Source organism: Kitasatospora sp. NBC_01539 (genome assembly GCF_045040525.1).
Classification (GTDB): domain Bacteria; phylum Actinomycetota; class Actinomycetes; order Streptomycetales; family Streptomycetaceae; genus Kitasatospora.
The window spans coordinates 7,175,663-7,201,469 of record NZ_CP109390.1; the positions used below are offsets into that span (position 1 = coordinate 7,175,663).

General features: G+C 74.9%; 21 protein-coding genes. 14 read left to right on the forward strand and 7 right to left on the reverse strand.

Annotated elements, in window-relative coordinates; all coding sequences use genetic code 11:
* Positions 1 to 83: 83 nt before the first annotated feature.
* Positions 84 to 1,046: a pseudouridine synthase gene (locus OG335_RS31175; RefSeq protein ID WP_405014469.1), complete on the forward strand. Its 963-nt coding sequence runs from the start codon at positions 84 to 86 to the stop codon at positions 1,044 to 1,046.
* Here OG335_RS31175 and OG335_RS31180 read toward each other — a convergent pair.
* Complete coding sequence (locus tag OG335_RS31180) at positions 1,023 to 2,558, reverse strand: ATP-dependent DNA ligase (protein WP_405014470.1); 1,536 nt, start codon at positions 2,556 to 2,558, stop codon at positions 1,023 to 1,025. The two genes, OG335_RS31175 and OG335_RS31180, sit on opposite strands and share 24 nt — an antisense overlap.
* 47 nt (positions 2,559 to 2,605) lie before the next feature.
* Entirely contained in the window at positions 2,606 to 3,130 is a 525-nt protein-coding gene (locus OG335_RS31185) for a 2'-5' RNA ligase family protein (protein ID WP_405014471.1), read from the reverse strand.
* Between the two features lie 100 nt (positions 3,131 to 3,230).
* Between OG335_RS31185 and OG335_RS31190 the strand changes: the two genes are divergently transcribed.
* Complete coding sequence (locus OG335_RS31190) at positions 3,231 to 5,306, forward strand: MDR family MFS transporter (protein ID WP_405014472.1); 2,076 nt, start codon at positions 3,231 to 3,233, stop codon at positions 5,304 to 5,306.
* A 58-nt stretch (positions 5,307 to 5,364) separates the two neighbouring features.
* A complete protein-coding gene (locus tag OG335_RS31195; protein ID WP_405014473.1) occupies positions 5,365 to 6,027 on the forward strand; it encodes a hypothetical protein in 663 nt (220 codons plus the stop codon).
* A 7-nt stretch (positions 6,028 to 6,034) separates the two neighbouring features.
* Here OG335_RS31195 and OG335_RS31200 read toward each other — a convergent pair whose 3' ends face one another.
* Complete coding sequence (locus OG335_RS31200; RefSeq protein ID WP_405014474.1) at positions 6,035 to 7,714, reverse strand: SpoIIE family protein phosphatase; 1,680 nt, start codon at positions 7,712 to 7,714, stop codon at positions 6,035 to 6,037.
* Positions 7,715 to 7,876: 162 nt separating this feature from the next.
* Here OG335_RS31200 and OG335_RS31205 point away from each other — a divergent pair, with 162 nt between their 5' ends.
* The 10 genes from OG335_RS31205 to OG335_RS31250 all read left to right on the forward strand — a co-directional run bounded on the left by OG335_RS31205 (position 7,877) and on the right by OG335_RS31250 (position 21,934).
* Positions 7,877 to 9,949, forward strand: a complete 2,073-nt coding sequence (locus tag OG335_RS31205; protein ID WP_405014475.1) for a SpoIIE family protein phosphatase — start codon at positions 7,877 to 7,879, stop codon at positions 9,947 to 9,949.
* A 70-nt stretch (positions 9,950 to 10,019) separates the two neighbouring features.
* Positions 10,020 to 11,891 (forward strand): hypothetical protein, encoded by a 1,872-nt coding sequence (locus tag OG335_RS31210; protein ID WP_405014476.1) that lies wholly within the window; start codon positions 10,020 to 10,022, stop codon positions 11,889 to 11,891.
* A 247-nt stretch (positions 11,892 to 12,138) separates the two neighbouring features.
* Positions 12,139 to 13,182: an MFS transporter gene (locus OG335_RS31215; RefSeq protein ID WP_405015589.1), complete on the forward strand. Its 1,044-nt coding sequence runs from the start codon at positions 12,139 to 12,141 to the stop codon at positions 13,180 to 13,182.
* Positions 13,179 to 15,497 (forward strand): molybdopterin oxidoreductase family protein, encoded by a 2,319-nt coding sequence (locus OG335_RS31220; protein ID WP_405014477.1) that lies wholly within the window; start codon positions 13,179 to 13,181, stop codon positions 15,495 to 15,497. Before OG335_RS31215 ends, OG335_RS31220 begins: the two co-directional genes overlap by 4 nt.
* 5 nt (positions 15,498 to 15,502) lie before the next feature.
* Positions 15,503 to 16,120 (forward strand): 4Fe-4S dicluster domain-containing protein, encoded by a 618-nt coding sequence (locus tag OG335_RS31225; protein ID WP_405014478.1) that lies wholly within the window; start codon positions 15,503 to 15,505, stop codon positions 16,118 to 16,120.
* A complete protein-coding gene (locus OG335_RS31230) occupies positions 16,117 to 16,740 on the forward strand; it encodes a Rieske (2Fe-2S) protein (RefSeq protein WP_405014479.1) in 624 nt (207 codons plus the stop codon). The genes OG335_RS31225 and OG335_RS31230 overlap by 4 nt, the downstream gene beginning before the upstream one ends.
* On the forward strand, positions 16,737 to 17,225 hold the full coding sequence (locus OG335_RS31235; RefSeq protein WP_405014480.1) for a hypothetical protein: 489 nt from the start codon (positions 16,737 to 16,739) through the stop codon (positions 17,223 to 17,225). Before OG335_RS31230 ends, OG335_RS31235 begins: the two co-directional genes overlap by 4 nt.
* A 246-nt stretch (positions 17,226 to 17,471) precedes the next feature.
* Complete coding sequence (locus OG335_RS31240; RefSeq protein ID WP_405014481.1) at positions 17,472 to 18,527, forward strand: LacI family DNA-binding transcriptional regulator; 1,056 nt, start codon at positions 17,472 to 17,474, stop codon at positions 18,525 to 18,527.
* Positions 18,528 to 18,942: 415 nt separating this feature from the next.
* Complete coding sequence (locus OG335_RS31245; RefSeq protein ID WP_405014482.1) at positions 18,943 to 19,959, forward strand: LacI family DNA-binding transcriptional regulator; 1,017 nt, start codon at positions 18,943 to 18,945, stop codon at positions 19,957 to 19,959.
* Between the two features lie 214 nt (positions 19,960 to 20,173).
* Complete coding sequence (locus OG335_RS31250; RefSeq protein ID WP_405014483.1) at positions 20,174 to 21,934, forward strand: discoidin domain-containing protein; 1,761 nt, start codon at positions 20,174 to 20,176, stop codon at positions 21,932 to 21,934.
* Between the two features lie 84 nt (positions 21,935 to 22,018).
* Here OG335_RS31250 and OG335_RS31255 read toward each other — a convergent pair whose 3' ends face one another.
* From OG335_RS31255 to OG335_RS31270, 4 genes are all read right to left on the reverse strand, one after another.
* Entirely contained in the window at positions 22,019 to 22,801 is a 783-nt protein-coding gene (locus OG335_RS31255) for a polysaccharide deacetylase family protein (RefSeq protein WP_405014484.1), read from the reverse strand.
* A gap of 205 nt (positions 22,802 to 23,006) precedes the next feature.
* Complete coding sequence (locus tag OG335_RS31260; RefSeq protein ID WP_405014485.1) at positions 23,007 to 23,693, reverse strand: DUF6445 family protein; 687 nt, start codon at positions 23,691 to 23,693, stop codon at positions 23,007 to 23,009.
* 105 nt (positions 23,694 to 23,798) lie between these two features.
* Positions 23,799 to 24,260, reverse strand: coding sequence for a GNAT family N-acetyltransferase (locus OG335_RS31265; RefSeq protein ID WP_405015590.1), 462 nt, complete (start codon positions 24,258 to 24,260; stop codon positions 23,799 to 23,801).
* A 49-nt stretch (positions 24,261 to 24,309) separates the two neighbouring features.
* The gene (locus OG335_RS31270) at positions 24,310 to 24,828 is read right to left on the reverse strand and encodes a DUF6584 family protein (protein WP_405014486.1); all 519 of its coding nucleotides are present in this window, start codon (positions 24,826 to 24,828) and stop codon (positions 24,310 to 24,312) included.
* Positions 24,829 to 25,063: 235 nt separating this feature from the next.
* Between OG335_RS31270 and OG335_RS31275 the strand changes: the two genes are divergently transcribed.
* Entirely contained in the window at positions 25,064 to 25,687 is a 624-nt protein-coding gene (locus tag OG335_RS31275) for a TetR/AcrR family transcriptional regulator (RefSeq protein ID WP_405014487.1), read from the forward strand.
* Positions 25,688 to 25,807: the final 120 nt, after the last annotated feature.

A 25,807-nucleotide genomic window follows, 5' to 3' on the forward strand; every position in this document is an offset into this window, starting at 1 on the left:
TTCCGCCCTGCCATCCTCCCATGCGGGCCGGAGGCTGCGCAGGGCAGCGGGGTGCGGGACGGGCGACCGGTAGGGTTCGCCCGGTGAGACGCAGGCGAGGTGGTCCGGCGGGTCCGCTGCCGCAGCGGGACGGTATCGACGCGGTGCGGCTGCGGCTGCCCGCGGACGGCGGGTGGCCGACCGCCGCCGCGTACCTCGCGGAGCGGTACGGCCGGGTGATCGGCGCCGAACGGCTGACGGCGATGCTCCGGGAGGGCGTGTTCGTCACCGCGGACGGCCCCCTGACGGCGCTGACCCCGTACGAGCCGGGCGGGTCGGTCTGGTTCCACCGCGACCTCGCGCCGGAGACCCCGGTGCCGTTCCCGGTCACGGTGCTCCACCGCGACGAGCGGATCGTCGTCGCCGACAAGCCGCACTTCCTGGCCACGACGCCGCGCGGGCGGCACGTCACCGAGACGGCCCTGGCCCGGCTCCGCCGCGAGCTGGACCTGCCGGGGCTCGGCCCCGCGCACCGGCTGGACCGCCTCACCGCGGGCGTGGTGCTGTTCGTCGTCCGCCCCGAGCTGCGCGGCGCCTACCAGAGCCTGTTCGAGCGCCGCGAGGTCCGCAAGGAGTACGAGGCCGTCGCCGCGCACGCTCCCGGTCTGCCCGCGGTCCGGCGCAGCCGGATCGTCAAGGTGCGCGGTGAGCTCGCCGCGTACGAGGAGCCGGGGGAGCCCAACAGCGAGACCGGGATCGAGCCGGTCGGGTGCCGCGGAGGTCTCGCCCGCTACCGGCTGTCCCCGCACACCGGCCGCACGCACCAGCTGCGCCTGCACATGTCGGCGCTGGGCGTGCCGATCCTCGGTGACCCGCTCTATCCGGCGGTGCTGCCCGACCCGGCCCCGGACGACTTCCGCCGGCCGCTGCAACTGCTCGCCTCGGTGCTGGAGTTCACCGACCCGGTGACGGGTGTGCCGCTGCGCTTCGAGACCCGCCGCACCCTGCTCGCGTGGCAGGACGAGGCCGCCTGGCGGGCGGGCTCAGACACCGTCGGCGGCGAGTGAGCGCACCGTGGCGACGGTGTCCGCCTCCGCGGCGGTCTTGTCCTCGCGGTAGCGCACGACCCGGGCGAAGCGCAGCGCCAGCCCGGCGGGGTAGCGCGGACTGCGCTGCAGGCCGTCGAAGGCGACCTCCACGACGAGCTCCGGCCGCACCCGCACCTCGTACGCGCCGCGCCCGGTCTCGCGGGCGAGCAGCTCCCGGGTCTGCCAGGCGAGCAGCTCGTCGGTGAGGCCCTTGAACGTCTTGCCGAGCATCACCCACGCGGGCAGCCCCTCCTCGCCGCCGGAGCGGGCCCCCAGGTGGAGGTTGCTGAGCAGGCCGCGCCGCCGTCCGCTGCCCCATTCGGCGGCGAGCACGACGAGGTCGAGCGTGTGGTGGGGCTTCACCTTGATCCACCCGGCGCCGCGCCGTCCCGCGGCGTACGGCGCCGCCGGGTCCTTGACGACCACGCCCTCGTGGCCGTGCGCGAGGGCGTCGTCGAGGAAGGCGGCGGCCTCCGAGGGCCCGGCCGTCACGATCCGCGGCACCTGCTGCGCCGGGTCGACGACCTCCGCGAGGGCGGCCCAGCGGCGGTCGGCGGGCTCGTCGACGAGGTCGGTGCCGTCCCGGTGCAGCAGGTCGAAGAAGTACGGGTGCAGCGGCACCTCGGCGCGCAGGCGCCGCGGGTCCTGCCGGGAGGCGGTGCGCGCGGCGGTCACCTGGAACGGCCGGGGGCGGCCGTCCGGGCCGAGGGCGATCGCCTCCCCGTCCAGGACGGCCGAGCGGACCGGCAGCGCCCGTGCGGCCTCGACGAGTTCGGGTACCCGCGCGGTGATGTCGTCGAGGCCGCGGGTGAACACCGCGACCGCGTCGCCGTCCCGGTGCACCTGCACCCGGATGCCGTCCAGCTTCCACTCCAGGGCCGCGGGGGAGACCTTCGCCAGCGCCTCGGCGACGCCGGGGGCGGAGGACGCCAGCATGGGCCGCACCGGCCGTCCGACCTCCAGCCCGAAGGCGTCGAGGGCCGCGGCGCCGCCGCTCAGCGCGGCCTGCGCGACCGCCCGCGCCGACCCGCGGAACATCAGGGCGCGCCGCACCGCGGCGGCCGGTACCCCGGCGGCCTTCGCGACGGCCTCCGCCATCACGCCGTCCAGCGCTCCCTGCCGGAGCTCGCCGACCAGCACGCCCTGCAGCAGCCGCTGTTCGGCCGGGGTGGCGCGGCCGAACAACTCGTCCAGCAGGTGCCGCCGCCCGGCCTGCGCGCCGCGTCCGCGCACCGCGGCGATCCCGGCGAGGAGGTCCTCGGTCTCGGTGACCCCGAGCGAGGCCGACCCGGCGGGGGAGGGCGGTTCGCGCAGCGCCGCGTACCCGACGCCGATCCGCATCCGGCGCGACTCGCCGGACAGCAGGGCGACCGCGGCCGGTCCGTCCTGCGGTCCGAGCTCCCGGAGGCAGGCCGCCAGCAGGGCGATCTTCGCGGTCCGGCCGGGTTCGGCGGCGACCGCCTCCGACACCCGTGCCACGCGTTCCAGCACGACGGACCTCCCGACCCGAGGCGGCGACTCGCGGCCATCCTCCCCGCTCAGCCCGGCAGCGGCACCGTGGCGCCGGTGGTGCCGTCGTAGCTGCGCGCCGCGTCGAACACCCCCGTGAGGTCGGGCATCCGCCCGAGCACGTCGTGGGCGAGGGCCAGCTCGGCGGGCTCCAGACGGCGGGTCAGGCCGAGGTGCGGCGCCCACCGGCCGGGCAGGTAGAGCGGGTTGGGTTCGTCGGCGCCGTCCAGCAGCTCCCAGACCCGCCGGTGCAGGCCGAGCAGGTCGACGGTCGGCACGACCGACCAGCTCAGCACCCGACGGCGGCTGCGCGCGGAGAACGACAGCAGCCCGGTCAGCCGTACGGGCAGCGGCAGCACCCCCGCGACCAGCTCGCCGATCGCGGTGAGGGCGTCCGGCGGGGCCGTGCCGCACGAGGCGAGCGTCAGGTGGGGCCGGTGCCCGGGATGGGTGTTGCGGGCCAGGCTCGGCACCCCCGCCTCGGAGAGCCGTTCCCAGACCTCCCGCACCGCCGTGTCGAGGGCGGGCGCGCAGGTCAGCTCCACGGTCTGCATGGCGTCACGCTACGCGCCGGCACCCGCCGTCCGGCCGCCGGGTTCACCGCGGCGGCTGCCAGCGCGGGCGCCAGGCCGCCGCCCGGGTGACGATGCCAGGGTGACTACCAGTGAGACCGGCCCCGCACCCGCGCCCGCCGCAGCGCCGCCCGTCCTGGACCGGCGGCAGCGCAACGTCGTGTTCGTCACGATCATGCTCGGCATGCTGCTCGCCGCCCTCGACCAGACGATCGTCGGCACCGCACTGCCGACGATCGTCTCCGACCTCGGCGGCGCCGAGCACATGTCGTGGGTGGTGACGTCGTACCTGCTCGCCGAGACGGTGGCGACCGCGCTGGTCGGCAAGTTCGGTGACCTGTTCGGCCGCAAGGTGGTCTTCCAGGTCTCGGCGATCGTCTTCATCACCGGCTCGTTCCTGTGCGGCCTCGCCACCAACATGTCACTGCTCATCACCTGGCGCGCCATGCAGGGCGTCGGCGCGGGCGGTCTGATGGTGACCTCGATGGCCCTGATCGCCGACGTGATCCCGCTGCGCGAGCGCGGCAAGTACCAGGGCGCGATCGGCGCGGTCTTCGGGGTCGCGACGGTCATCGGCCCGCTCCTCGGCGGGCTGTTCACCGACCACCTGACGTGGCGGTGGGCGTTCTACGTCAACGTGCCGATCGCGATCGTCGTGGTGATCGCCGCGGCCCGCACCATCCCGTCGATCCGGGTGGCCGGGCGGCCGGTGATCGACTACCTCGGCATCGCCCTCGTCGCGGTCGGCGCGAGCTCCGTCATCCTCGCGACCAGCTGGGGCGGCGTCGAGTACGCCTGGGCCTCGCCCACGATCATCGGCCTGTTCGTCCTCGGCGTCCTCGCCCTCGGCCTGTTCTGCTGGGTGGAGACCAGGGCCGCCGAGCCGATGCTGCCGATGCGGCTCTTCCGCAACCCGGTCTTCAGCGTCTGCTCGGTGCTCAGCTTCATCGTCGGCTTCGCCATGCTCGGCGCGATGACCTTCCTGCCGACGTTCCTGCAGTACGTCGACGGTGACTCGGCGACGGTCTCCGGCGTGCGCACCCTGCCGATGGTGTTCGGCCTGCTGGTCGCCTCGATCTTCAGCGGCACCGTCGTCAGCCGCACCGGCCGCTACCGGATCTTCCCCATCATCGGCTCCGCGGTGATGGCCGTCGGCCTGTTCCTGCTCTCCCTGATGGACGCCCACACCGCCGCCTGGCTGCAGTCGCTGTACATGCTCGTGCTGGGCGCCGGCATCGGCCTGTGCATGCAGGTGCTGACCATCGCCGTGCAGAACACCGTCGACTACGCCGACCTGGGCACCGCCACCTCCGGCGTCACGTTCTTCCGCACCCTCGGCAGCTCCTTCGGCACCGCCGTCTTCGGCACCATCTACACGAACTCGATCGACGACGGGCTCGCCCAGGGCATCGCCACCTCCGTCCGCACCACCGGCGCAGACCCCGCGGTGCTCGCCGCGGCCGCCCGCAGCCCGAAGGCCCTGCACGAGCTGCCCGCCGACCAGGCCGCGCCGATCATCGACGCCTACGCGGACGCCCTGCACACGGTCTTCCTGTGGACGGTGCCGGTGGCCGCGATCGGCTTCGTCGTCGCGCTCTTCCTCAAGCAGGTCAAGCTCCGCGACTCCGCCCGCGCCACCTCCACCGACATGGGCGAGGGCTTCGCGTCGCCCAACTCCGGGAACTCCGCCCGCGTGCTGGAGCTCGCCGTCGCCACGATCATCCGCGGCACCGACCAGGAGGCCGCCCGCGGGATCGTCGCGGCGTCCGGCACCCGGCTCGACATCGCCGGGGCCTGGGCCGTCATGCAGGTCGAGCTGTTCACCCGGACGGTCGGGCACGCCAAGCTGAGCCTCATCGCGGGCCGCCGCCGGCTTCCCCCCGAGGTGCTCGCCCCGGTCTTCGAGCGGGCGGCGAACGACGGCTACCTCAGCCGGATCGACGGCTACTACACGCTCACCGGGGCCGGCCGGCAGGAGGCCGACGTGATCGGCCGGGCCTGGGCCGGCTGGCTCAACGACCGGCTGGAGGCCGAGGTCGGCCGCCCGCGCAGTGCCGAGCTGCGGGCCGCGGTCGACGCCATCGCCAAGCGCCTCATCCTGGAGGACCTGGAGGCCGGGCTGCCCTCCCGGGAACTCACCGGCGCCCGCGCCGACTGAGACCGACCGGCCACAGGCCCGCGGCGTCGCGGCAACCCGAGCTGCTACCGTCCCCCGCATGCCACCCCTCGACGGATCATCACCTCCGGGCCCGGTCACCGCCGACGACGTGGCCGAGGCCGTCCGCCTCGGCACCGCCGCCCTGCGCGGCGCCCTGGACGCCGACTGGTCCGTCCCGGCCGGTCCGCTCACCTGGGACTGCTGGGAGACCGCCGAGCACCTCGCCGACGACCTCTTCGCGTACGCCGCGCAGCTCGGCCCCGCGCGGCCGCCGCTCGACCGCGAGGTGCCGTTCCTGTGGCGCCGCGACCGGCCCGGCGGCCCGGCCAACGTGATCTTCGCCGAACGCGCCGCCGGCCCCGCCGGCCCCGCCGGGCTCGTGCAGGTGCTGGAGGCCTGCGGGACGATGCTCGCCGCGGTGGTGCGCACCACCGGGCCGGAGGTCCGCGCGCACCACGGCTTCGGCGCCGCCGACCCGGAGGGCTTCGCCGCGATGGGCGTCGTCGAGACGCTCGTGCACCTCGACGACCTCGCCCGCGGCCTCGGCTTCGCCTGGGAGCCGCCCGCCGCGCTCTGCGCCCGGGCGCTGCACCGGCTGTTCCCCGACGCCCCGGCCGACACCGACCGCCGCCTCACGCTCCTCTGGGCGACCGGCCGCGCCGACCTCCCCGGCCGCCCCCGCCCGACCACCTGGCGCTGGTACGGCGAACCGCGCGCGTAGCCCCGGCTCAGCCCGCCCGCGGCGAGGCGGCCAGCATCGCCACGTCGTCGTCCGCGGTCGGCGCCAGGCCCGCCAGCACGGCGTCCAGGAGCTCCTCGGCGTGCGCGCCCGGCGGCAGCCGCAACCGGGTCAGCCGGGCCAGCGAGGCGTCGATCGACTCGTCGCGCCGCTCCACCAGCCCGTCGGTGTACAGCAGCAGGTGGTGCCCGGGCGGGCACAGCGCCGTGGCCTCCGGGAAGCCGCCGAAGCCCGTCGCGAGCGGCGGCCCGGGGTCGACGGGCAGCAGCGTCACCGTGCCGTCCGGCGCCACCAGGGCCGGCGGGAGGTGGCCCGCGCTGGCGTACACGCACCTGCCGGTCGCCGGGTCCACCACCACCGCCAGGCAGGTCGCCGGGCGGCCCGGGTCGAGCGGCGACATCAGCCGGTCCATCCGGTCGAGGATCGGGCCGGGCGACAGGCCCTCCGCCGCGACCATCCGCAGCATCGCCTGGTAGTGGCTCATGTCGACGGCGGCCTCCAGACTGTGGCCCATCACGTCACCGATCGCCAGCAGCGCGGTGCCGTCCGGCAGCGCCACCGTCTCGTACCAGTCGCCGCCCACGAGTGCGCTCGTACCGGCCGGGCGGTAGCGGAACGCCACCTCCAGGCCCGGCGGCGGCGCGCCCGGCTCGGACAGCAGCGCGCGCTGGAGGTCGAGGGCGATGCTGTGCTCCCGGGTGAAGCGGCGGGCGTTGTCGAGGGTCATCGCGGCACGCAGCGCGAGGTCGGCGGCCACCACGGCGTCGTCCTCGGTGAACGGCGGGGACGCGCCCGCCCGCAGCAGCGTCGCCGTGCCCAGCCGGCGGCCGCGCGCCACCAGCGGCGCCACCAGCTCCGAGTGCACGCCCGCCGCGCGGTACGCGGCGGCCCTGCCCGGATGCGACACGGCACGCCGGACCCGGTCCGCCCCGGGCAGGTTCTCGATCACCGGGCGGCCGTACTCCAGTGCCCGCCGGGTCGGCGACCCGGGCCGGTAGTCGAGGTACTCCCCGGCCGGGCCGATGTCGCGGGCCAGCGCCGCCAGGTGCGGGGCGACGACCAGGGACGTCCGGCGCAGCCGCAGCAGGCCCGGAGCGGCGCCGTGGGCGGCGGACGTGTCGTCCGGCGGCAGGATGTCCACCGTCGCGGCGTCCCCGAGCACCGGGACGAGGAACTCCGCGAGCTCCGCGCAGGTGGTGTCCATGTCCAGGGTGGTGCCGATCCGTGCGGAGGCCCTGTCGAGCATCGCGAGCCGCTCGCGGGCCTGCTCCAGCTCGTGCTGCTGCTGCCGCGAGGCCGTGACCTCCAGCAGGATCCCGGCCACGCCGACCACCTTCCCGTCGACCTCCAGCCGGTGGTACGCGCCGTGGAAGTACCGCCGGGCGAGCGGTGAGCGCGCGCGGGTGTGCCCGCTGGACGTCGTCTCGCGGGGCACACCGTCGTCGAGGACGGCCCGGAGCACGTCCACCCGGGCGTCGATGCCCGGCACCATCTCGGTGATCGTCCGGCCGATGTGCGCGTCGGCGGGCGCGCCGTTGATCCGGGCGAGCGCCGGGTTGACGTACACGTAGCGCAGCTCCGGGTCGAGCACGCCCACCGCGCCCGGAGTGCCCTCCAGCAGCTCGCGGAGCGGTGACGGAAGCCGCTGCCACGCGCCGTCGTCCGGCACGGCGTCACCACCTTCCCGCCCGGGACCCCGCCCCCATCCTCGCGGCATCCGCAGGACGCTGCACCCCCGCGCCCGCGCCCGGCCGAGTTGCCCCCCCGGGCCGCACTGGGAAGGTGGAGACCTGGCCCGAGCACGAAAGCCCGAGCACGAAAGGAGGGCGCCGTGCAGCGGACCGACCGAGAGAGCACCGACGACGCGCTGCTGGAAGCGCTGTTCACCCGCGCCCCGGCGGGCCTGTTCGTCCTGGACACCGAACTGCGGGTGCTGCGCTTCAACACCGCCGCGCGCGGCATGCGCGGGCGGGCGCAGGACTCCGTGCTCGGCCGCACGGTGGAGGAGTTCGCCCCCGGATTCCCCGCCGAGCAGGTCACCGCGCTGGCCCGTACCGTGCTGGCCACCGGCAACGCCGTCCGCGGCCAGGTGTTCGACGGCTACATCCAGGGCGAGCCCGACTTCCGGATGGTCGTCGCCGTGTCGATGTTCCGCCTCCAGGCGCCGGGCGGACGGGTGCTCGGCCTCGCCGCCATGGTCGACGACATCACCGCGCAGCAGGCCGCCGTCGGGCGGCTCGGCCTGATCCACGACGCCCAGCGGATCATCGGCAGCACCCTCGACGCCACGGTGACCGCCGAGGAGCTCGCCGAGGTCGCGACGGGCCGCTTCGCCGACACCGTCGTCGTCGAACTCCTCGACGACGTCGTCCGCGGGCGACGGCTCCGCCCCGGCCCGCTGCCGCCGCACGTGCCGCTGCGCCGCGCGGCCTTCCGGTCCGCCGACGGCCGCACCGGCACCGGGAGCGGGCTGAGCTCGCTCTCGTTCCCGACGCCGTTCACCCAGAGCCTCCAGGACCGGCGCCCGAGGCTGGTCGGCCGCCTCACCCCGGACGAGCCCTGGCTGGCGACCGACCCGGAGAAGGCCCGCTGCCTCGCCGACGCCGGGGTGCACTCGCTGATCGTCGCGCCGCTCACCCTGCACGGCATCGCCCTGGGCCTCGCCGTGTTCCTGCGCACCGGCGACTCGCAGCCCTTCGACGCCCAGGACGTCGAACTCGCCTCCGAACTCGCCGACCGCACGGCCCTGAGCATCGACCGCGCCCGCCAGTACGTCGGCGAGCGCACCGTCGCGACCGCACTGCAGCGGCGGCTGCTGCCCGTCCGGCCGCCCGACCTGCCCGCCGTCGAGACCGCGTTCCTGCACCTGTCGGGCGACGCCGGCGCCGACTGGTTCGACGTGGTGCCGCTCTCCGGGGCGCGGGTCGCCCTCGTCTGCGGCACCGTCGCCGGGCGCGGCGTCGAGTCCGCCGCCACCATGGGGCAGCTGCGGACCGTCGTCCAGACGCTGGCCCGCCAGGACCTCCCTCCGGACGAACTGCTCGCCTGCCTCGACGAGACCGTGGAGCGCCTCGCCGCCGAAGCCGTCCTCGAACCGGGCGAGCCGCCCGTCGCCGCGACCTGCCTGTACCTGGTGTACGACCCCGTCGGCGGGCGGCTCACCGCCGCGACGGCCGGCCACCCCCCGCCCGTCGTCACCGCCGCGGACGGCGAACCGGTGCCCTTCGCCGTACCCGCCGGCGCCCCGCTCGGCCGCGGCGGCGGCGGCGGGTACGAGGTCGTCGGCGCCGAGCTCGCACCCGGCACCCTGCTCGCCCTGCACACCCGCGGCCTGGCCGCCGGCAGCGACGCCGACCTGCTCGGCGGCGGCGAACGGCTGCGCCGGGTGCTCGCCCACCCGGACCGCACCCTGCAGGAGCTCTGCGACGACGTGGCGTACGCCGCCGTGCCGCAGCGGCTCGACGAGGACGCCCTGCTGCTGCTCGCCCGGACCCGGGTCTTCGGCGCCGACCGGGTCGCCCTCTGGACGCTGCCCGCGGACGCCGCCGTCGTCGCCACCGCCCGCACCCTGGCCGCCCAGCAGCTCACCGCCTGGGGCCTGCCCGTCCTCGTCGACGACACCGAGCTGATCGTCAGCGAACTCGTCACCAACGCCATCCGGTACGGCGAAGGGCCCGTGCGGCTGCGGCTGATCCGCGACCGCGGCCTGGTCTGCGAGGTCACCGACGGCAACTCCGCCTCGCCGCAGATGCGCCTCGCCCGCAGCGGCGACGAGGGCGGCCGCGGACTCTTCCTCGTGATGCACCTCAGCCGCCGCTGGGGCACCCGCTACGGCGGGCGGGGCAAGACGGTCTGGTCCGAGCAGCCCATCCCGGCAACCGAGGGCCCCGAAACCATCGCATGATCCACTCGTTGGATGATCTGCAGTCCGACCCCGGCTGCCGTCGTCCCGCGAGTCACCGGAGCGTGCGCCCATGGACCGCCCCACCCTGCGCCGGGCCGCGCCCGCCCCCGCCGGCCGCGCCGTGCAGAGCGACGCGGAGGAGGTGCTGGTCGTCAACTACCGCCGCCTCGCCCGGATCGCCTACCTCGTGCTCCCCGCCGGCAGCGACCGCGGCCGGCGCCTGCTGCTCGCCCACGCCGTCACCCAGCGCGCCCTGGCCGGCCGCCCCTGGCACTCCGCCCGGCGCGGCCCCGCCGAGGAGCTGTACGGGCTGCTGCGTGAACGCGTCGTCCGCGGCGCCCTCACGGCCGCCCGCCGCCCACCCCGCCCGCAGACCCTGCCCCAGGTGTGGGGCCTGCGCCTGACCACCGCCGACGGCGGCGGCGAAGCCCTCGCGCTCGACCGCGCCCTCGCCCGGCTCAGCCCCTCCGGCCGCGCCGCGTACGCGCTGCGCGTCGTCGAGGGACTGCAGACCGCGGAGGTCTCCTCGCTGCTCGTCCGCGCCGGAGAGAGCAGGCCCGCCCGGGCCCGCCGCGAGGCCGCCGCCGTGCCCGCGGACCTCGCGGACGGATGGGAGGAGGAACGTTTCGACCCCTGCACGGTGCGGGTCCAGCCGGGCGACCTCATCCGCCGCCGCCGCGCCGCCCGGCTCACCGGGGCCGCCGCCCTGCTCGTCTCCCTCCTCGCCGTCGCCGCGGCCGTCACCGGTGAGGCCCAGGCCCCCGCCACCCGGCTGCCCTCCTCCGACAGCGCCGCCCACCACGCCACCGCCCGCATCCCGGACCCCTCCGTGCTCGTCCGCGTCGACCCCGACGCCTGGACCCGCAGCGCCCGCCTCGACCACGGCGTCTGGCCCGCCCGCGGCGACCGCACCACGGACACCGCCCTCCTCGCCAGGGCCCTCGGCACCTGGCGGTCGGGCACCGCCGCCCACCTGGAGCCGGGCACCCCCGACGGACCCCCCGCCGCACCGCCGCACCTCCTCTACGCCGGCACGGTCGACGGCACGCCCGTCGTCCTGCTGTACGACGGCACCCGGATCGCCCACTGGGCCGACGGCGCCGGACTCACCCTCGCCCGCGCCGACGACGCCGACGTGACCACCGCCGCCGCCCTCACCCTCCACCGCGGCGACGGCACCGTGCGCTACCTCCTCGCCCCCTGGGTCGACACCGCCGAACTGCGCGAACTGCGGGAGCCGGACCGCCCGGCCCGCGAGCTCGACCGCCGCGACGGCGTCACCGGCCCCGTACCGCTGCCCTCCGGCGACTGCGGCCGGCAGCCCGTGCTGCAACTCCGCTCCGCCCCCACCGTCGCCGAGAAGCACGCCTTCCTGCTCGCCGACACCGGCGGCCTCGCCCCGGCCCACCTCACCTACCTGCCGCCGCCCTCCGCCGGGATCGCCCGCACCCCCCGCGAGGCCACCGGCGCCGACGCCCTCACCACCTGGGCCCGCAGCGTCTGCACCCTGCCCGCCCCCGTCCCCGGCGTGAAATCCCTCAACGCGTGGGCCTTCGCCGAGCAGCCGCTGCCCGCCCGGGCCGGCACCGCCGCCTGGGTCTGCCTGCGCACCGACCGCTGGAACGGCACCGGCGCCGCCACCACCGCACTCCTGCTGCCCGGCGCCCCCGAAGCCGTCCGCACCGGCGCCGCCGAAGGACGCGCATGCAGCCGCTTCGACCAGGACGCCGTGGCCTGGAGCCGCTGGCACGCCCCCGACGGACGCGACCTGCTGCTCGTCGCGAGCAGCCGCCGCATCACCCGCCTCACCGTGCACGGCGACGCCGGCCTGGCCGACCGCACCGCCGCCGACCACACCCTCGCGCTCGACCGGCCGCCGACCGGCCGGCCGGACGTCGAGGGCGCGCGCGAGGACGGCACCGTCGTCCGCCCGCTGCCCTGACCCCGCCCCGTCCGTCCATCCGTCCGGCCCAGCCGCCCGCCGTGTCGCCGTCCCCGGCCCGCTCACCCGCTCACCCGCCCACCCGGCTGCTCACCCACCCGGCCGACCGCTCACCCACCCGGCCGACCCGGCAGGCCCGGCCGACCGCGCACGCATACGGTCGTCGCGATCGGTGGCGTGCGACGGCGGGAGGCACAGGGTGGCGACGACGACCCGGACGGACCCGGCGCCGGAGACACCCCCGCCGGTGCCCGAACCGGGCCCGCCACCCCGGACGGCCCTACGGGCCTCGCTCGCCGGGGCCGCCGTCGCCGCCCTGCTGACCGTGGCGATCGTGCTCGGCAGCCGCGGACTCCGCGACTTCGACTCCGCCCTCGTGCCCTACGCCGTCGCGACCGTCTTCCTCGCCTTCGGCGTCGCCTACCGGTACACCGTCTGGGTCTCCGCCCCGGCGGCCCGCCGCCTCTTCCGCCGGGGCTGGGCCTCCGTCCTGTCCTGGCAGAACCTCCGCCGCGCCCCCACCGCGCTGCCCCGGCTCGCGCTCACCTACCTCGGCTTCCAGAAGTTCCTCGGCGCCCGCTCGCACGCCCGCTGGGCCGCGCACCAACTCGTCTTCTGGGGCTGCCTGCTGGCCGCGGCCATCACCTTCCCGCTGACCTGGGGCTGGTTCACCTTCACCGCCGTCGGACCCGACGGCCCCGGCTACCGGATGCGCCTGTGGGGCGTCGCCGTCCTCGGCTTCACCTACGACAGCCTCCTCGGCTGGGTGCTCTACCACGGCCTCGACCTCGCCGCCGTGATGGTCGTCGCCGGCAGCGGCTACTTCCTGTGGCGCCGCCTGCACGACCGGCAGGCCACCACCGGCCAGCGCTTCGGCTACGACCTCGTCCCGCTGCTCGCCCTGATCACCGTCTCCGTCACCGGCCTGCTGCTCACCTTCTCCGAGATCCTCCTGCACGGCGGCGGCTACGCGTTCCTCTCGGTGCTGCACATGGCATCCGTCGTGCTCACCCTGGTCTACCTGCCGTTCGGCAAGTTCTTCCACATCGTCCAACGGCCCGCCGCCGTCGGCATGCAACTCTTCAAACTCGTCTCCCGCACCGACGGCGAGCCCTTCCCCTGCCGCAACTGCGGCCGCCCGGTCGACACCGCCGCGTACGTCGCCAACCTCCGCGGCACCATGCGCGACCTGCACCTCGACTTCGACGCCTGGGCCGAGACCTGCCCGCGCTGCAAACGCGTGCTGCGCGGCAGCGCCTACCTCACCCAGGTGAAGCGGGGGTTCCGGTGAACCGGCCGCCCGCCGAGGCCGGACGCCTCGACCCCGTCCTCGCCCCGCCCGGCACCCGGCTGTTCCACGACGCCGGAAGCCCCTCCACCGCCGGCTGGCGCGCCGGCCTCGCCGAGCAGACGCTCGTGCCCACCCACTGCTGCTTCTGCGGCGTGCAGTGCGGCATGTACCTGCGCGTCGACGCCGGCGGCAAGGTCTTCGGCGTCGAACCCCGCAACCACGACATCAACCGGATGCGCCTGTGCCCCAAGGGCATCAACGCCTACCAGCAGGTCAACCACCCCGACCGGCTCACCGCCCCGCTGCTGCGCCGCACCCGCGACGAGCCGTTCCGCGAGGTCGGCTGGGAGGAGGCGCTCGACCACACCGCCGACCGCATCCGGCAGATCCAGACGGAGTACGGCCGGGACGCCTTCGGCATGCTCGGCGGCGCCAGCCTCTTCACCGAGAAGACCTACCTGGTCGGCAAGTTCGCCCGGGTCGCACTGCGGACCCGGCACGTCGACTACAACGGACGCCTGTGCATGGTCAGCGCGGCCGGCGCCAACAAGCTCGCCTTCGGCATCGACCGGGCCGCCAACCCCTTCGCCGACATCCTGCAGACCGACTGCCTGCTGATCGCCGGAGCCAACGTCGGCGAGTGCTTCCCCGTGATGACCCAGTACGTGTGGGGCGCCCGCGACCGCGGAGCCGTGCTCATCGTCGTCGACCCCCGCGAGACGGCCGTCGCCCGCACCGCCGACGTGCACGTGGCCCTGCGCTCCGGCACCGACGCGGCCTTCTTCAACGCGGTCCTCAACGTCGTCGTCCAGGAGGGCCTCACCGACGAGCCGTTCCTCGCCGCCCACACCACCGGATGGGAGGAGGTCAGGACGGCCGTCGCCGCCTGGACCCCCGGACGGGCCGCCGAGATCTGCGGCATCCCGGCCGAACAGGTCGTCCGGGTGGCCCGGTTGTTCGCCGGCGCGTCGCGGGCGATGGCCTGGCACGCGCGCGGCATCGAGCACCACACCCAGGGCGTGGAGAACTGCCTCTCCGTGATCAACCTGTGCACCGCCACCGGCAACCTCGGCAGGCCCGGCCGCGGCTACGGCACCATCACCGGCCAGGGCAACGGCCAGGGCGGCCGCGAACACGGCCAGAAGGCCGACCTCCTGCCCGGCGGCCGCTCCATCCTCGACCCCGACCACCGCCGCCGCATCAGCGAGATCTGGGGCATCGACGAAGCCGAACTCCCCACCGCCGGAACGTCCATGATGGAGATGGTGCACCAGATGAGCGGCCGCGAGATCCGCGGCCTGCTCGGCGTCTGCAACAACCCCTTCGTCTCCCTGCCCAACTACGCCGTGGTCAAAGAGGGTTACGACACCCTCGACTTCCACGCACAGTGCGACTTCTTCCTCTCCGAGACCGCGGCCAACGCGCACGTCGTCTTCCCCGTCACCACCTGGGCCGAGGACGAGGGCGTGATGGCCAACGCCGAGGCCCGCGTCGTCAAGCACAACAAGGCGCAGGAGCCGCCGCCCGGCGTCCGCACCGACACCTGGGTGCTCTGCGAACTCGCCCGGCGGCTCGGAGCCGGCGACAAGTTCGACTTCGCCGGCTCCCGCGAGGTCTTCGACGAGCTGCGCCGCGCCTCCGCCGGCACCGTCATCGACTACGCCGGCATCACCTACGAGCGGCTGGAGGAGACCGGCGGCATCGCCTGGCCCTGCCCCACCACGGAACACCCGGGCACACCAAGGCTGTTCGAGGACGGCCGGACGTACCACCCCGACGGCAAGGTGCACCTCCAGGTCGTCGGGTGGCACCCGCCCGCCGACCCGTTCGACGACGACTACCCGATGCGGCTCACCACCGGGCGCACGGTCGCGCACTTCCTCTCCGGCAACCAGACCCGCCGCCTCGACGGCCTCGTCGAGCAGACCCCGCGGCCCTGGGTCGAGGTGCACCCCTCGCACGGCTTCCGCAACGGCGACCCGGTGCGGGTGGTCACCCGGCGCGGCAGCACCGTGCTGCCCGCCCTGGTCACCGAGGCGATCCGCGCCGACCACGTCTTCGTGCCCTACCACTGGCCCTTCCCCGTCGCGGCCAACCAGCTCACCATCGACGCCCTCGACCCGCGCTCCAAGATCCCCGAGTACAAGGTCTGCGCCGTCCGCATCGAGCGCGCGGACGCCCCGGACGGCGCGCCGGCCCCGCCCGAGCCGCCCGTCCCGCCCGGCCACGGCACCCGCCCGGGGGCCCGGACCCCGTCCACCGACCCGCTGCCGCCGACCGCCCCGCAGGGCCGCGGCACCGCCGAGAGGGGCTGAACCGGATGCTCGGCAGGACCATCTTCATCGACCCCGGCCGCTGCATCGGCTGCCAGGCCTGCGTCTCCGCCTGCCGCGAATGCGACTCGCACCGCGGCACCTCGATGATCCACCTCGACTACCCCGACGAGGGACACTCCGTCGCCTCGCTGCCCACCGTCTGCATGCACTGCGAGGACCCGGTCGCCCCGTGCGCCCAGGTGTGCCCCGCCGACGCCATCCTCGTCACCGCCGACGGCGTCGTCCAGGAGGCCGACCCCACCCGCTGCATCGGCTGCGGCAACTGCGTCAACGCCTGCCCCTTCGGCGTTCCGAAGATCGACCTGGAGGCGAAGCTCCAGATGAAGTGCAACTTCTGCTACGACCGCACCTCCTACGGGCTCGCGCCGATGTGCGCCACCGTCTGCCCGACCGGCGCGCTCTTCTACGGCACCCTGGAGGAACTCCAGAACGAACGACCGGGCGTGGACGTCTCCGCGTACTTCGCCTTCGGCGACACCGGGATCGCCACCGGCGTCGCCATGGTGGTGCCCGCCGACCACGGCGCCCCCGTGCCCGGCGGCCTCCTGCCGCTCGTCGAGGTCAACGGGCGCGCCGTACCGGGGAACGGGGCCGCCCGATGAGCACGCCCGACCCCCGGCCGGCCGACGACGCCCCCGGCAGCGCCCTGCCGGCGGAGCACGCGGCCCTGGTCGACCGGATCGCCGCCGACTCCCTCACCACCCGCCGCGACTACCTCCGCATCGTCGCCACCGTCTCCGGAGGCCTGGCCGTCGGCTCCACCGCCGTCGCCGCAGGCGTACTGCCCCGGCACGGCGACGGCGCCGCCACCCCCGTCCGGATCGCCGACCGGATCACCCGCGGCCAGGCCGTCGCCTTCGCCTACCCCGGCGAGGACGACCACGCGGTGGCCGTCCGCCTCGCCGACGGCACCCTCGTCGGCTGGTCGACGATCTGCACCCACCTCGCCTGCGGAGTCGTCCGCCGACCCGACCACGGACCCGACGGCGACCTGTACTGCCCGTGCCACGAAGGCGAGTTCGACATCCGCACCGGCGAGGTCACGGCCGGTCCGCCCCCGCGGGCACTGCCCCGGGTGCTGCTCGTGGAGGACGCCCGCGGGGCCGTCTGGGCGGTCGGCACCGCCCGCTCCGGCGAGAGCGACCGCGCCGGACTCTGCCGCGGGCTGCGCGAACGCGACCCGGACCTCGCCGACCGGATCGACTGCGGGAGCGGATCATGACCACGCCCGGGGACGGACCCGGAGAGCCTGACCCCGCGCCCGCGGGCGGAGGACTCCACGGGCCTGGCGGTGGTCACGGGACGGGCAGCGCTCACGGGCCTGGCAGTGCTCACGGGCCTGGCAGTGCTCACGGGACAGGCAGCGCCTACCACCCGGGCAGTGCCGAGCCCGCGCTCAACCGGCCCGTCCACGAGCGGTACCCGCAGATCCGGGCCACCAGTGGCTACGCCGACCCCCGGATCCGCGCGACCGGGCCCGGCCCCGGCGCGGGCGGGGAGCACGAGCCGGAGCGCTCCGCGATGCTCAGCGCCCGGGTCGTGCTCGCGGCCACCGTCGTGATCGGCCAGCTGTGGGCCCTGACCGTCGCCACCGACGCCTTCATGGCCGGGCACACGGCCACCGCCTGGTGGTGCACGGGCTTCTCCGCCCTCTCCTTCCTCGTCGTGCTGGCCGTGTGGCTGGCGGTGCCGCGCCGCGAGCGGTGAGTTCGCCCGGGCCCTCGGCGGGCCCGGTGATCCCCGGTGCGGAGGTGCTGGTACGGCACGCGGCGGAGCCGTTCGTGCCCTACCCGACGGCCGGCCGGACGAGGCGCCGACGGGTCGCTCGGCCGCGAACGTGCGGGCCCGATCGGCGCCGCCGGCCGGCCCTGCGGGCGGTGGCGGCGGCGGATCCTGGACAGCCGTACGGGAGGGGGGCGTCGCGGCGGTGTGCGCAGGAGGTATAACTGCTGCGTGACCACCGATCTCCCGCCGTCCACCCGACCTGTGACCTTGGAACACGTCGCGAAGGTGGCCGGCGTGTCCCGCGCGACCGTCTCGCGGGTCGTGAACGGCAAGTCCACCGTCGATCCCGAGCTGCGGCGGGTCGTCGAGGAGGCCGTTGCCGCGACCAACTACGTGCCGAACTCCGCCGCCCGCTCGCTCGTGACCCGGCGCACCAACTCGGTGGCCCTGGTGGTCTCCGAGGCCGAGCGCCGCAACCAGCCGCTCGACCCGTTCGTCGGCCGGATGTTCACCGACCCGCACTTCGGCCGGGTGGTGAGCGGTGTCATCCAGGTGCTGCGCCCGCAGGGGATGCAGATGGTGCTGATGCTGGCCGACGACAGCGAGTCGCGCAGCCAGCTCCTCGGGTACCTGCGGCAGGGGCACGTCGACGGCGTGATCCTGGTGTCCTCCAACACCGTGGACCCGTTGCCGCAGTGGCTCACCGAGGCGCGCATCCCGGCGGTCCTGGCCTCGCGCCCGGCCTCCTCCTGCCCGATCGCCTACGTGGACGTGGACCAGCGCGAGGGCGTCCGGCTGGCGGTGGACCACCTGGTGGGCCTCGGGCGCCGGCGGATCGCGACGATCACCGGCCCGCTCGACATGCCCGCGAGCCGGGAGCGGCTCTCGGGCTTCCGTGAGGCGCTCGCCGCGCACGGCCACGGTGAACCGGTGCACGTGGAGGGCGACTTCACCCAGGACGGCGGCGGCGCGGCGATGCGCCACCTGCTGGACCGCTGCCCGGACCTGGACGGCGTGTTCATCGCCTCCGACCTCATGGCCCTCGGGGCCCTGCCCGTGCTCTCGCGCAGCGGGCGGCGGGTGCCGGAGGACGTCGCGGTGATCGGCTTCGACGACAGCAGCGCCGCGCTGGCCTGCGACCCGAAGCTGACCACGGTGCGGCAGCCGGTGGAGGACATGGCCTCGGAGATGGCCCGGCTGGTGCTCCGGCAGATCGCGGAGCCGGCGAAGACGATGCCGATGGTGGTCTTCCGCCCGACGCTCGTGGTGCGGCAGACCGCGTAGCGGCCCTCCCCGGCTGCCTGCCCCCGGCTGCCCGAAGCCCCGTCCCGTGCCCGTGCGCGGGGCGGGGCTTCGGGCTGCTGCCGGGGCCGACGGGCCCGTCTCCGGGGCCCGGGTGCTCCGAGGCGGCTCTCGGGGGGATTCTCGGGGATCGGTCCTCGGGAGTCGGTCCTGGGGACGGGCCTGCAGGCAGGTACACAGGCGGCCCGGGCAGGCCTTTCGACGTGGCGGTTCACGCGCTCGGAGGAGAGCGCTCTCTGTGATCGGTGTTGGCGGTCGCGTGGAGATCGCCGCCAATTGATGCGCGCTCATTGACACGGGCGGGGCCGCGGGGGCAGTCTCTGAGCGCCAGTTGAGAGAGCGCTCTCTCATGGCGGCGCGGTTGCCGCCGGGCCCGACCCGCACGGAGGGAGTACCCGTGGAGCTGACCGCCCTCGACCGGCACCGGCCGACCCTGGAGGACGTCGCCGAGCTCGCCGGCGTGTCGCGGGCCACCGCCTCCCGGGTCGTCAGCGGTTCCCACCCCGTCAGCGAACGGCGCCGCTCGGCCGTGATGCGGGCCGTCGCCGACCTGCAGTACGTGCCCAACCAGGCCGCGCGCTCCCTGGTCACCCACCGCACCGGCTGCTACGCGCTGGTGCTGCCCGAGGGCATGTCGCAGGTCTTCTCCGAGGGCTTCTTCCCGACGCTGATCCGCGGTGCCACCGAAGAACTCGAAGCCTCCGACGAGCAGTTGGTGATCCTGCTGGCGGGCTCGGCGGCCGGCCGGCGGCGTATCGAGCAGTACGCGCGCGCCGGGCACGTCGACGGCGTGGTGCTCGCCTCGCTGCACGGCCCCGACCCGCTGCCGGAGTTCCTCGCGCGCACCGGCGTGCCCGTGGTGTGCAGCGAACGCCCCGTGCACGGGCCGGACCTGCCCTACGTGGCGGTGGACAACTCCGGTGGCGCCACCTCCGCCGTGCGCTACCTGCGGGCGCTCGGCCGGACGCGGATCGCGACCGTCGCAGGGCCGTCCGACATGCCCGCCGGTATCGAGCGGCTCGCCGCGTACCGGCGGGAGGCCGCCCGGGCCCGCTTCCGGCCGCTGGTCGCCGAGGGCGACTTCACCGTGGAGGGCGGCCGGGCCGCGATGGCCCGGCTGCTGAAGGAGGAGCCGCGCATCGACGCGGTGTTCGCCGCCTCCGACCAGATGGCGGTCGGTGCGCTCGACACCCTGCGGCGGGCCGGCCACCGGGTGCCGGAGGACGTCGCGGTGGTCGGCTTCGACGACGTCGACTGCGCCCGCCAGTGCGACCCCCCGCTCACGACCGTGCGGCAGCCGATCGACGAGCTCGGCCGCCAACTCATCCGCAGTGTGCAGCGGTTGGCGGCAGGCGAGCCGGCCGCCCCGGCGCTGGTCCTGCCCACCGGCCTCGTCGTGCGGGGGTCCGCCTGACCGACGGACGACCGGCCACCCACCGACCGGGTCACCGCCTCACCCCCCACCCGAGGACGGCCATGGATCCCGAGTACCGCCGAACGACGGCCCGCGGCCCGCCCCGCGCGATGCCGGACCGTCCGCCGTGCCCCGTGCCCGGCACCCTGATCCGCCCCACGCGCCCCACCCCGCAGTACCGACTCCGCACCACCCCCACCCAGCTGGAGTTTCCATGACAACGGCACCGACGGGCGCAGCCGTGCGCCCGCAGCGCCACCACCGCCGGGTCCTGACCCGGCTCCTGACGGCCCTCGCCCTGGCCGTCGGTGCGCTGCTCGTCCCCTTCGCCTCGGCCGCCCCCGCCGCGGAGAGCCTGCTCTCGCAGAACAAGCCGGTCGTCGCCACGTCCGCGGAGAACGTCGCGTTCCCCGCCACCGCGGCGGTCGACGGCAACGCGGGCACCCGCTGGTCGAGCACCTTCTCCGACCCGCAGTCGATCCAGGTCGACCTCGGCGCCACCGCCACGGTGAGCCGGGTCGTGCTGCAGTGGGAGGCCGCGTACGCCACCGGCTTCAAGCTGCAGACCTCGCCCGACGGCAACGCCTGGACGGACATCTACGCCACCACCACCGGCACCGGTGGCACGCAGAACCTCACCGTGAACGGCACCGGCCGCTACGTGCGGATGTACGGCACCGCGCGGGCCACCCAGTACGGCTACTCGCTCTGGGAGTTCCAGGTCTACGGCACCCCCGGCGGCGGCAACCCGGGCGGCGGCGACGTCCAGCTCTCGTACAACAAGCCGGCCTTCGCCTCGACCAGCCAGAACGACGGCGGGTGCGGCAACTGCCTGCCCGGCAAGGCCGTCGACCAGGACCCGGCCACCCGCTGGGCCACCAGCGCGTGGAGCGACCCGGCCTGGATCTACATCGACCTCGGCGCCACCGCGACGATCCACAAGGTGATCCTGCAGTGGGACCCGGCGTACGCCACGGCCTACAAGCTGCAGGTCTCCAACGACGCGGCGAACTGGTCCGACATCTACTCCACCACCACCGGCAAGGGCTTCAAGGAGACCATCTCCAACCTGAACGGCACCGGCCGGTACGTGCGCATGTACGGCACCACCCGGGTGAGCCAGTACGGCTACTCGCTCTGGGAGTTCCAGGTGTTCGGCACGGGCGGCGCCCCTGCCACGCCGCCGGCGCTGCCCGCGAACCCGTCGTTCCCGGCGACCCGCCTGGTGTTCAGTGACGAGTTCAACGGCACCAACGGCACGGCGCCCGACGCCTCGAAGTGGACGACCGACCCCGGGGCCGGCGTCAACAACGAGCTGGAGTACTACACGACCGGCAACAAGAACCTCTACCAGGACGGCACCGGCAACCTCGTCCTGGAGGCCCGCAAGGAGGTCACCCCGGGGTCGGCCTGCCCGCGCGACCCGCTGTCCGGCAGCACGACCTGCCAGTACACCTCGGGCCGGATCAACACCTACGGCCACTTCGACTTCGCGTACGGCCACGCCGAGGCGCGGATCAAGGTGACCGGGACGCAGGGCCTGTGGCCGGCGTTCTGGATGCTCGGCTCGAACTTCAAGAACGGCACCGCGTGGCCGTACTCGGGTGAGATCGACATCATGGAGCACGTGGGCAAGGTCGCCGACTCGGTGTACTCCACGCTGCACGCTCCCGCCTACAACGGCGGTGGCGGCTACGGCGCGCCGTACACCCTGGCGGGCCAGAACTTCGCCGACGCGTTCCACACCTACGCCGTCGACTGGGACTCCACCCACATGACGTTCTACGTGGACGGCAACGCGTTCTTCACCGTGGACCGCAACGTGCTGGAGACCACCCGCGGCCCGTGGGTGTACGACCACCCGTTCTACCTGATCCTCAACAACGCGGTGGGCGGCGACTGGCCGGGCGCGCCGGACGCGACCACCGTGTTCCCGCAGAAGATGCTCGTGGACTACGTCCGCGTCTACCAGTAGGAAGCGGGCCGGCCGGCCGCACCCGTCAGGGGTGCGGCCGGCCGTGCCGTGCACGAGGCCGTACGTGGCCCCGGGGCGTCCGGGTCAGGGCTTGTAGACCCGGCCCGGCTCCGGCTTCGCGGGGGAGAGCAGCTGCGAGACCGTCACGACGGTGTAGCCCGCCGCCTTGAGGTCGGCGAGGATGCCCGGCACGGCGGGCACGGTGCCGGGGTAGATGTCGTGCAGCAGGATGATGCCGTCCCGCTTCACCTGCTCGCGGACGCGCTTGCGGATGAGCTCGGAGTCGTCGGTCGCGTAGTCCTTGGCGGTGACGCTCCACAGCACCTGGGCGACGCCGAGCTCCTTGCAGATCGCCGAGACGTCCTCGTCGGTGCGGCCCTGCGGCGGGCGCATCAGGACGGGCCGGCGGCCGCTGATCCGCTCGACGGCGTCCTCGGTCTGCTCGATCTCGGCGCGCGCCTCCGCGGGCTTCACCTCGGTGAGGATCTTGTGCGTCCAGGTGTGGTTCGCCGGTTCGTTGCCCTCGGCGACCAGCCGCCGGACGGTGTCCGGGTACTTCATGACGTGGTTCTTGCCGAGCATGAAGAAGGTGGCGTGCGCGCCCTGCTGCTTCAGCACGTCGAGCAGCTTCGGGGTGTACGGGCTCGGCCCCGCGTCGAAGGTGAGGGCCACGCAGGAGGCCTTGCGGCAGTCGACGGTCTGCGCGGCCGCGCCGTCCCCGGAGACGCTGCCCGAGGCCTTGTCGCGTGCGCTGCGCGGCGTGGTGGTGTCGTACGAGGCGCAGCCGCCGAGCAGGGCCGCGAGGGCCGTGCTCGCGGCCAGCGCGGATATGATGCGTCTGCGAACTCCCGGTATGCCGATCGGCATCGAGTCTCCCCCCGTGGCGTCTTCCTCCGCACGGGAGGCTGGTTCGGACGCGACTATATCGAGGGGCCATACCGGGTATGCATGCGGGGTCCGGTCCGATCCGGTCCGGGGCGCAGCCGCGGTCGGGTCATCCGGCGGTCCGGTCATCCCGGGGTGTGTGGGCATCCCGGGTTGTGCGTATCCCGGGTGTGGGGTCGTCCGGAGGTCAGGCCATCCAGAAGAAGACCGCCGTCATCCGCCGCTCCTCCAGCGATCCGCCCCAGTAGCCGGTGGCGGTGTGGATGATGTTGGCGCTGTAGAGCAGCAGCCGGTTGAAGCGGTGCGGCACCCGGACGTCCTCGACGAAGGAGTCCGCCGGGACGAACCGCGTGCCGAGGGCGTCCACCAGGTTGTTGTGCGGGGCCGCCACGATGTTGCCGCCGAGCGCGCCGCCCGGCATCTGCTGGCGGTAGAAGCTCGTGCCGCAGTCCTTCGGCGCGTCCGGGCTGAGGTACAGCACCGCGGCGTAGCGGCACACCGCGCGCGAGTCCGTGTGCGGGCGCGGCTCGCACTCGTCCGCGCCGACCACCTGGATGCAGTTGTGGTTGACGGTCGCACCCCCGGCCGAGGTCTCCGCCCAGATCCGCCGGGCGCCCGTCGCCTCCCTCACGAGGCCCTCCACGTGGGCCAGTTCGTCCGGCTCCAGGCCGGGCATCGTCCGCAGGCCGGGCCAGGTCTCCGGCCGGTGCGGGTAGCCCTGGCTCCAGTCGGAGCGGGCCAGCACGCGGGCCCGGACGGCCGCGGGGTCGGGCAGCACGTCGTCGATGACCCAGTAGTCGCGGCCGCGGGTGGGCTTGCGGTAGGGGAGCACCGGGACCGTCGGGGTCGCCGGCGTTCGGGGGAGAGGTGACATGGACCCGACGGTAGTGACGCGCGTTGCGCCGCTTCGCCCGTGAACCGGTCAATTGTGCGTCAAGGCGTGGCCAAGGCGGCCCGGGTGGGCGACGGTGCCGGTCGGCTACGGTGTGGCGGGCCGGGGGTGCCGCGCCATGAACACGTCGATCGGGTCCTGGTGTTCGAGGACGAAGCCGTGACGCTCGTACAACCGCCGTGCCGCGCTGCCCTGCAGGACGATCAGGCGGACGGTCCGGGCGTCGGCGTCCGTCCGGGCGAGGAGTGTGCGCAGTACGGCCGTGCCGATCCCGCTGCCGTGCAACTCCGGTGCCAGGTAGAAGTGTTCGAGCCACCATCCGTCGTCGCCGGGACGCAGGGTGACCGAGCCGGAGACGGTGCCGCCGACGGTGATCGCGGAGGTGTGCCCCGGCGAGAAGGTGTCGCGCATCCGCTGCCGCACGCGGTGCGGGTCGAACCGGCCCAGGCGCTCAAGGTCCGGGCGCAGCGCCGCGGCCCGTACCTCGGCCATCGTCTCGATGTCGGCGGGCTCGGCGGGGCGAAGGGACCAGGTGGCAGGGGGTGACATCATGGCCTCATGATCGCAGGGGACCGGTCGGGCGGTCGTCGGCGGGGGATCAGAACTGCCGGACGAGGGTGACGGCACCGAACACCATGAGCCCGCAGGCCGCGAGGAGCACCAGGACGACCACGGTGCAGCCCAGGACGCCCGGCCAGTCCGTGCCCGGTTTCGCCTCCTCCTCGTCCTCGTCCTCCTCGGCGGCGCCCCAGGCGAGCGGCCGACCGGCCGCGGCCGAGGCGGCCGTGCGGACCGCCGTCAGCCGCTCGCGGGCGGTGCCGGTGGGGGCGCTCTCCTCCGGGTCGCGCCAGGCGAGGGCGGTCATCCGGGCCTGCGGGTCCGCGTACGCGGCCTCGAAGGCGGCGGCCTCGGCCTCGTCCCGGTCGTCGTCGAGGTACGTCCAGCGGCCGGCCTGGGCGGGCTCGCCGTACAGCCGGTAGACCGCGCCGAGCCGGCTCCGCACCGTGAGGTCGGCGGGGCGGCTGCCGACCAGCCCGCGGAGGCGCTGCCGTGCGAGCGGCACGCGTCCGGCCCGGAGGTCGGCCTCGGCTCTGGCCAGGGTCGTTTCGATGGTCACCCCCGCATGGTGTCGGGACGGACGTGCCCGATCAACGCGGTTTCCGGGGGCACGGCGGCCGGTCGTCGGGATCGGGCGGGAAGCCGTTCGGCAGCGGGAGGAGCAGGTCGGTGCGCCGGGTGGCGCCGGGGCGGCGGATCTCGTCGTGGTGGCCGTCCGGGAAAATTGCGCATCCAGAAATATTGCTTAGTGCGCACTATTGCGCATCACGCAGATTCGTCGGTACCGTCGTCCCATGGACACCCCCCGGACGCCGCCCGCCCCCGGACTGCGCGAGCGCAAGAAGCAGGCCACCCGCCAGGCGCTCAGCTGGGCGGCCGTCCGGCTGACAGTCGAACGCGGCCTGGACAACGTCCTGGTGGAGGACATCGCGGCCGAGGCCGGAGTGTCCGCCCGCACCTTCAACAACTACTTCTCCAGCAAGGCCGAGGCGATCGCCGCCCGCCACCTCGACCGCTCCCGGCGGGTCGCCGACGCCCTCCGGGAACGCCCCGCCGCCGAACCCCTCTGGCCGGCCCTCCTCGCCGCCGTCCTCGCCGAGGCCGGGGGCGAGGCCGTGCCGGACCCGCAGTGGGCGGCGGGCGTCCGCCTGATGGTCGCCGACCCCACCCTGCAGGGCGAGATGCTCAAGGCCGGGGCCGAAGCCGCCCGCGAACTCGCCGTCGCGGTCGCGGAGCGCACCGGCGCCGACGCCGAACGCGACCTCCACCCGCAGCTCGTGGCGGCCGCCGTCGGCGCCGCCGTCCAGGTCGCCACCGCGCAGTGGCTCCGGGAGGACGCCGCGACCTCCATGTCCGCACTCCTGCGCGAGGCGCTGGAGCTGCTCGCCGCCGGGCTGCCGGCACCCTCCGCGCCGTAGCGGTCCGTACCCGTCGTAGCCGTTCGCACCCGCCGTAGCGGCCCGTACCCGCGGTAGCCGTCCGCGCGCGTACACCTCGACCCGGCCCTCGCCCCGACCCTTCCCGGTCCCACGCCGCCT

Coding starts and splice junctions, on each gene's coding strand:
- OG335_RS31185 (WP_405014471.1), bottom strand. CDS start 3,130: ATGCAGACCGTGGAGCTGACCTGCGCGCCCGCCCTCGACACGGCGGTG.
- OG335_RS31195 (WP_405014473.1), top strand. CDS start 5,365: ATGCCACCCCTCGACGGATCATCACCTCCGGGCCCGGTCACCGCCGAC.
- OG335_RS31210 (WP_405014476.1), top strand. CDS start 10,020: ATGGACCGCCCCACCCTGCGCCGGGCCGCGCCCGCCCCCGCCGGCCGC.
- OG335_RS31225 (WP_405014478.1), top strand. CDS start 15,503: ATGCTCGGCAGGACCATCTTCATCGACCCCGGCCGCTGCATCGGCTGC.
- OG335_RS31230 (WP_405014479.1), top strand. CDS start 16,117: ATGAGCACGCCCGACCCCCGGCCGGCCGACGACGCCCCCGGCAGCGCC.
- OG335_RS31235 (WP_405014480.1), top strand. CDS start 16,737: ATGACCACGCCCGGGGACGGACCCGGAGAGCCTGACCCCGCGCCCGCG.
- OG335_RS31250 (WP_405014483.1), top strand. CDS start 20,174: ATGACAACGGCACCGACGGGCGCAGCCGTGCGCCCGCAGCGCCACCAC.
- OG335_RS31255 (WP_405014484.1), bottom strand. CDS start 22,801: ATGCCGATCGGCATACCGGGAGTTCGCAGACGCATCATATCCGCGCTG.
- OG335_RS31260 (WP_405014485.1), bottom strand. CDS start 23,693: ATGTCACCTCTCCCCCGAACGCCGGCGACCCCGACGGTCCCGGTGCTC.
- OG335_RS31265 (WP_405015590.1), bottom strand. CDS start 24,260: ATGTCACCCCCTGCCACCTGGTCCCTTCGCCCCGCCGAGCCCGCCGAC.
- OG335_RS31275 (WP_405014487.1), top strand. CDS start 25,064: ATGGACACCCCCCGGACGCCGCCCGCCCCCGGACTGCGCGAGCGCAAG.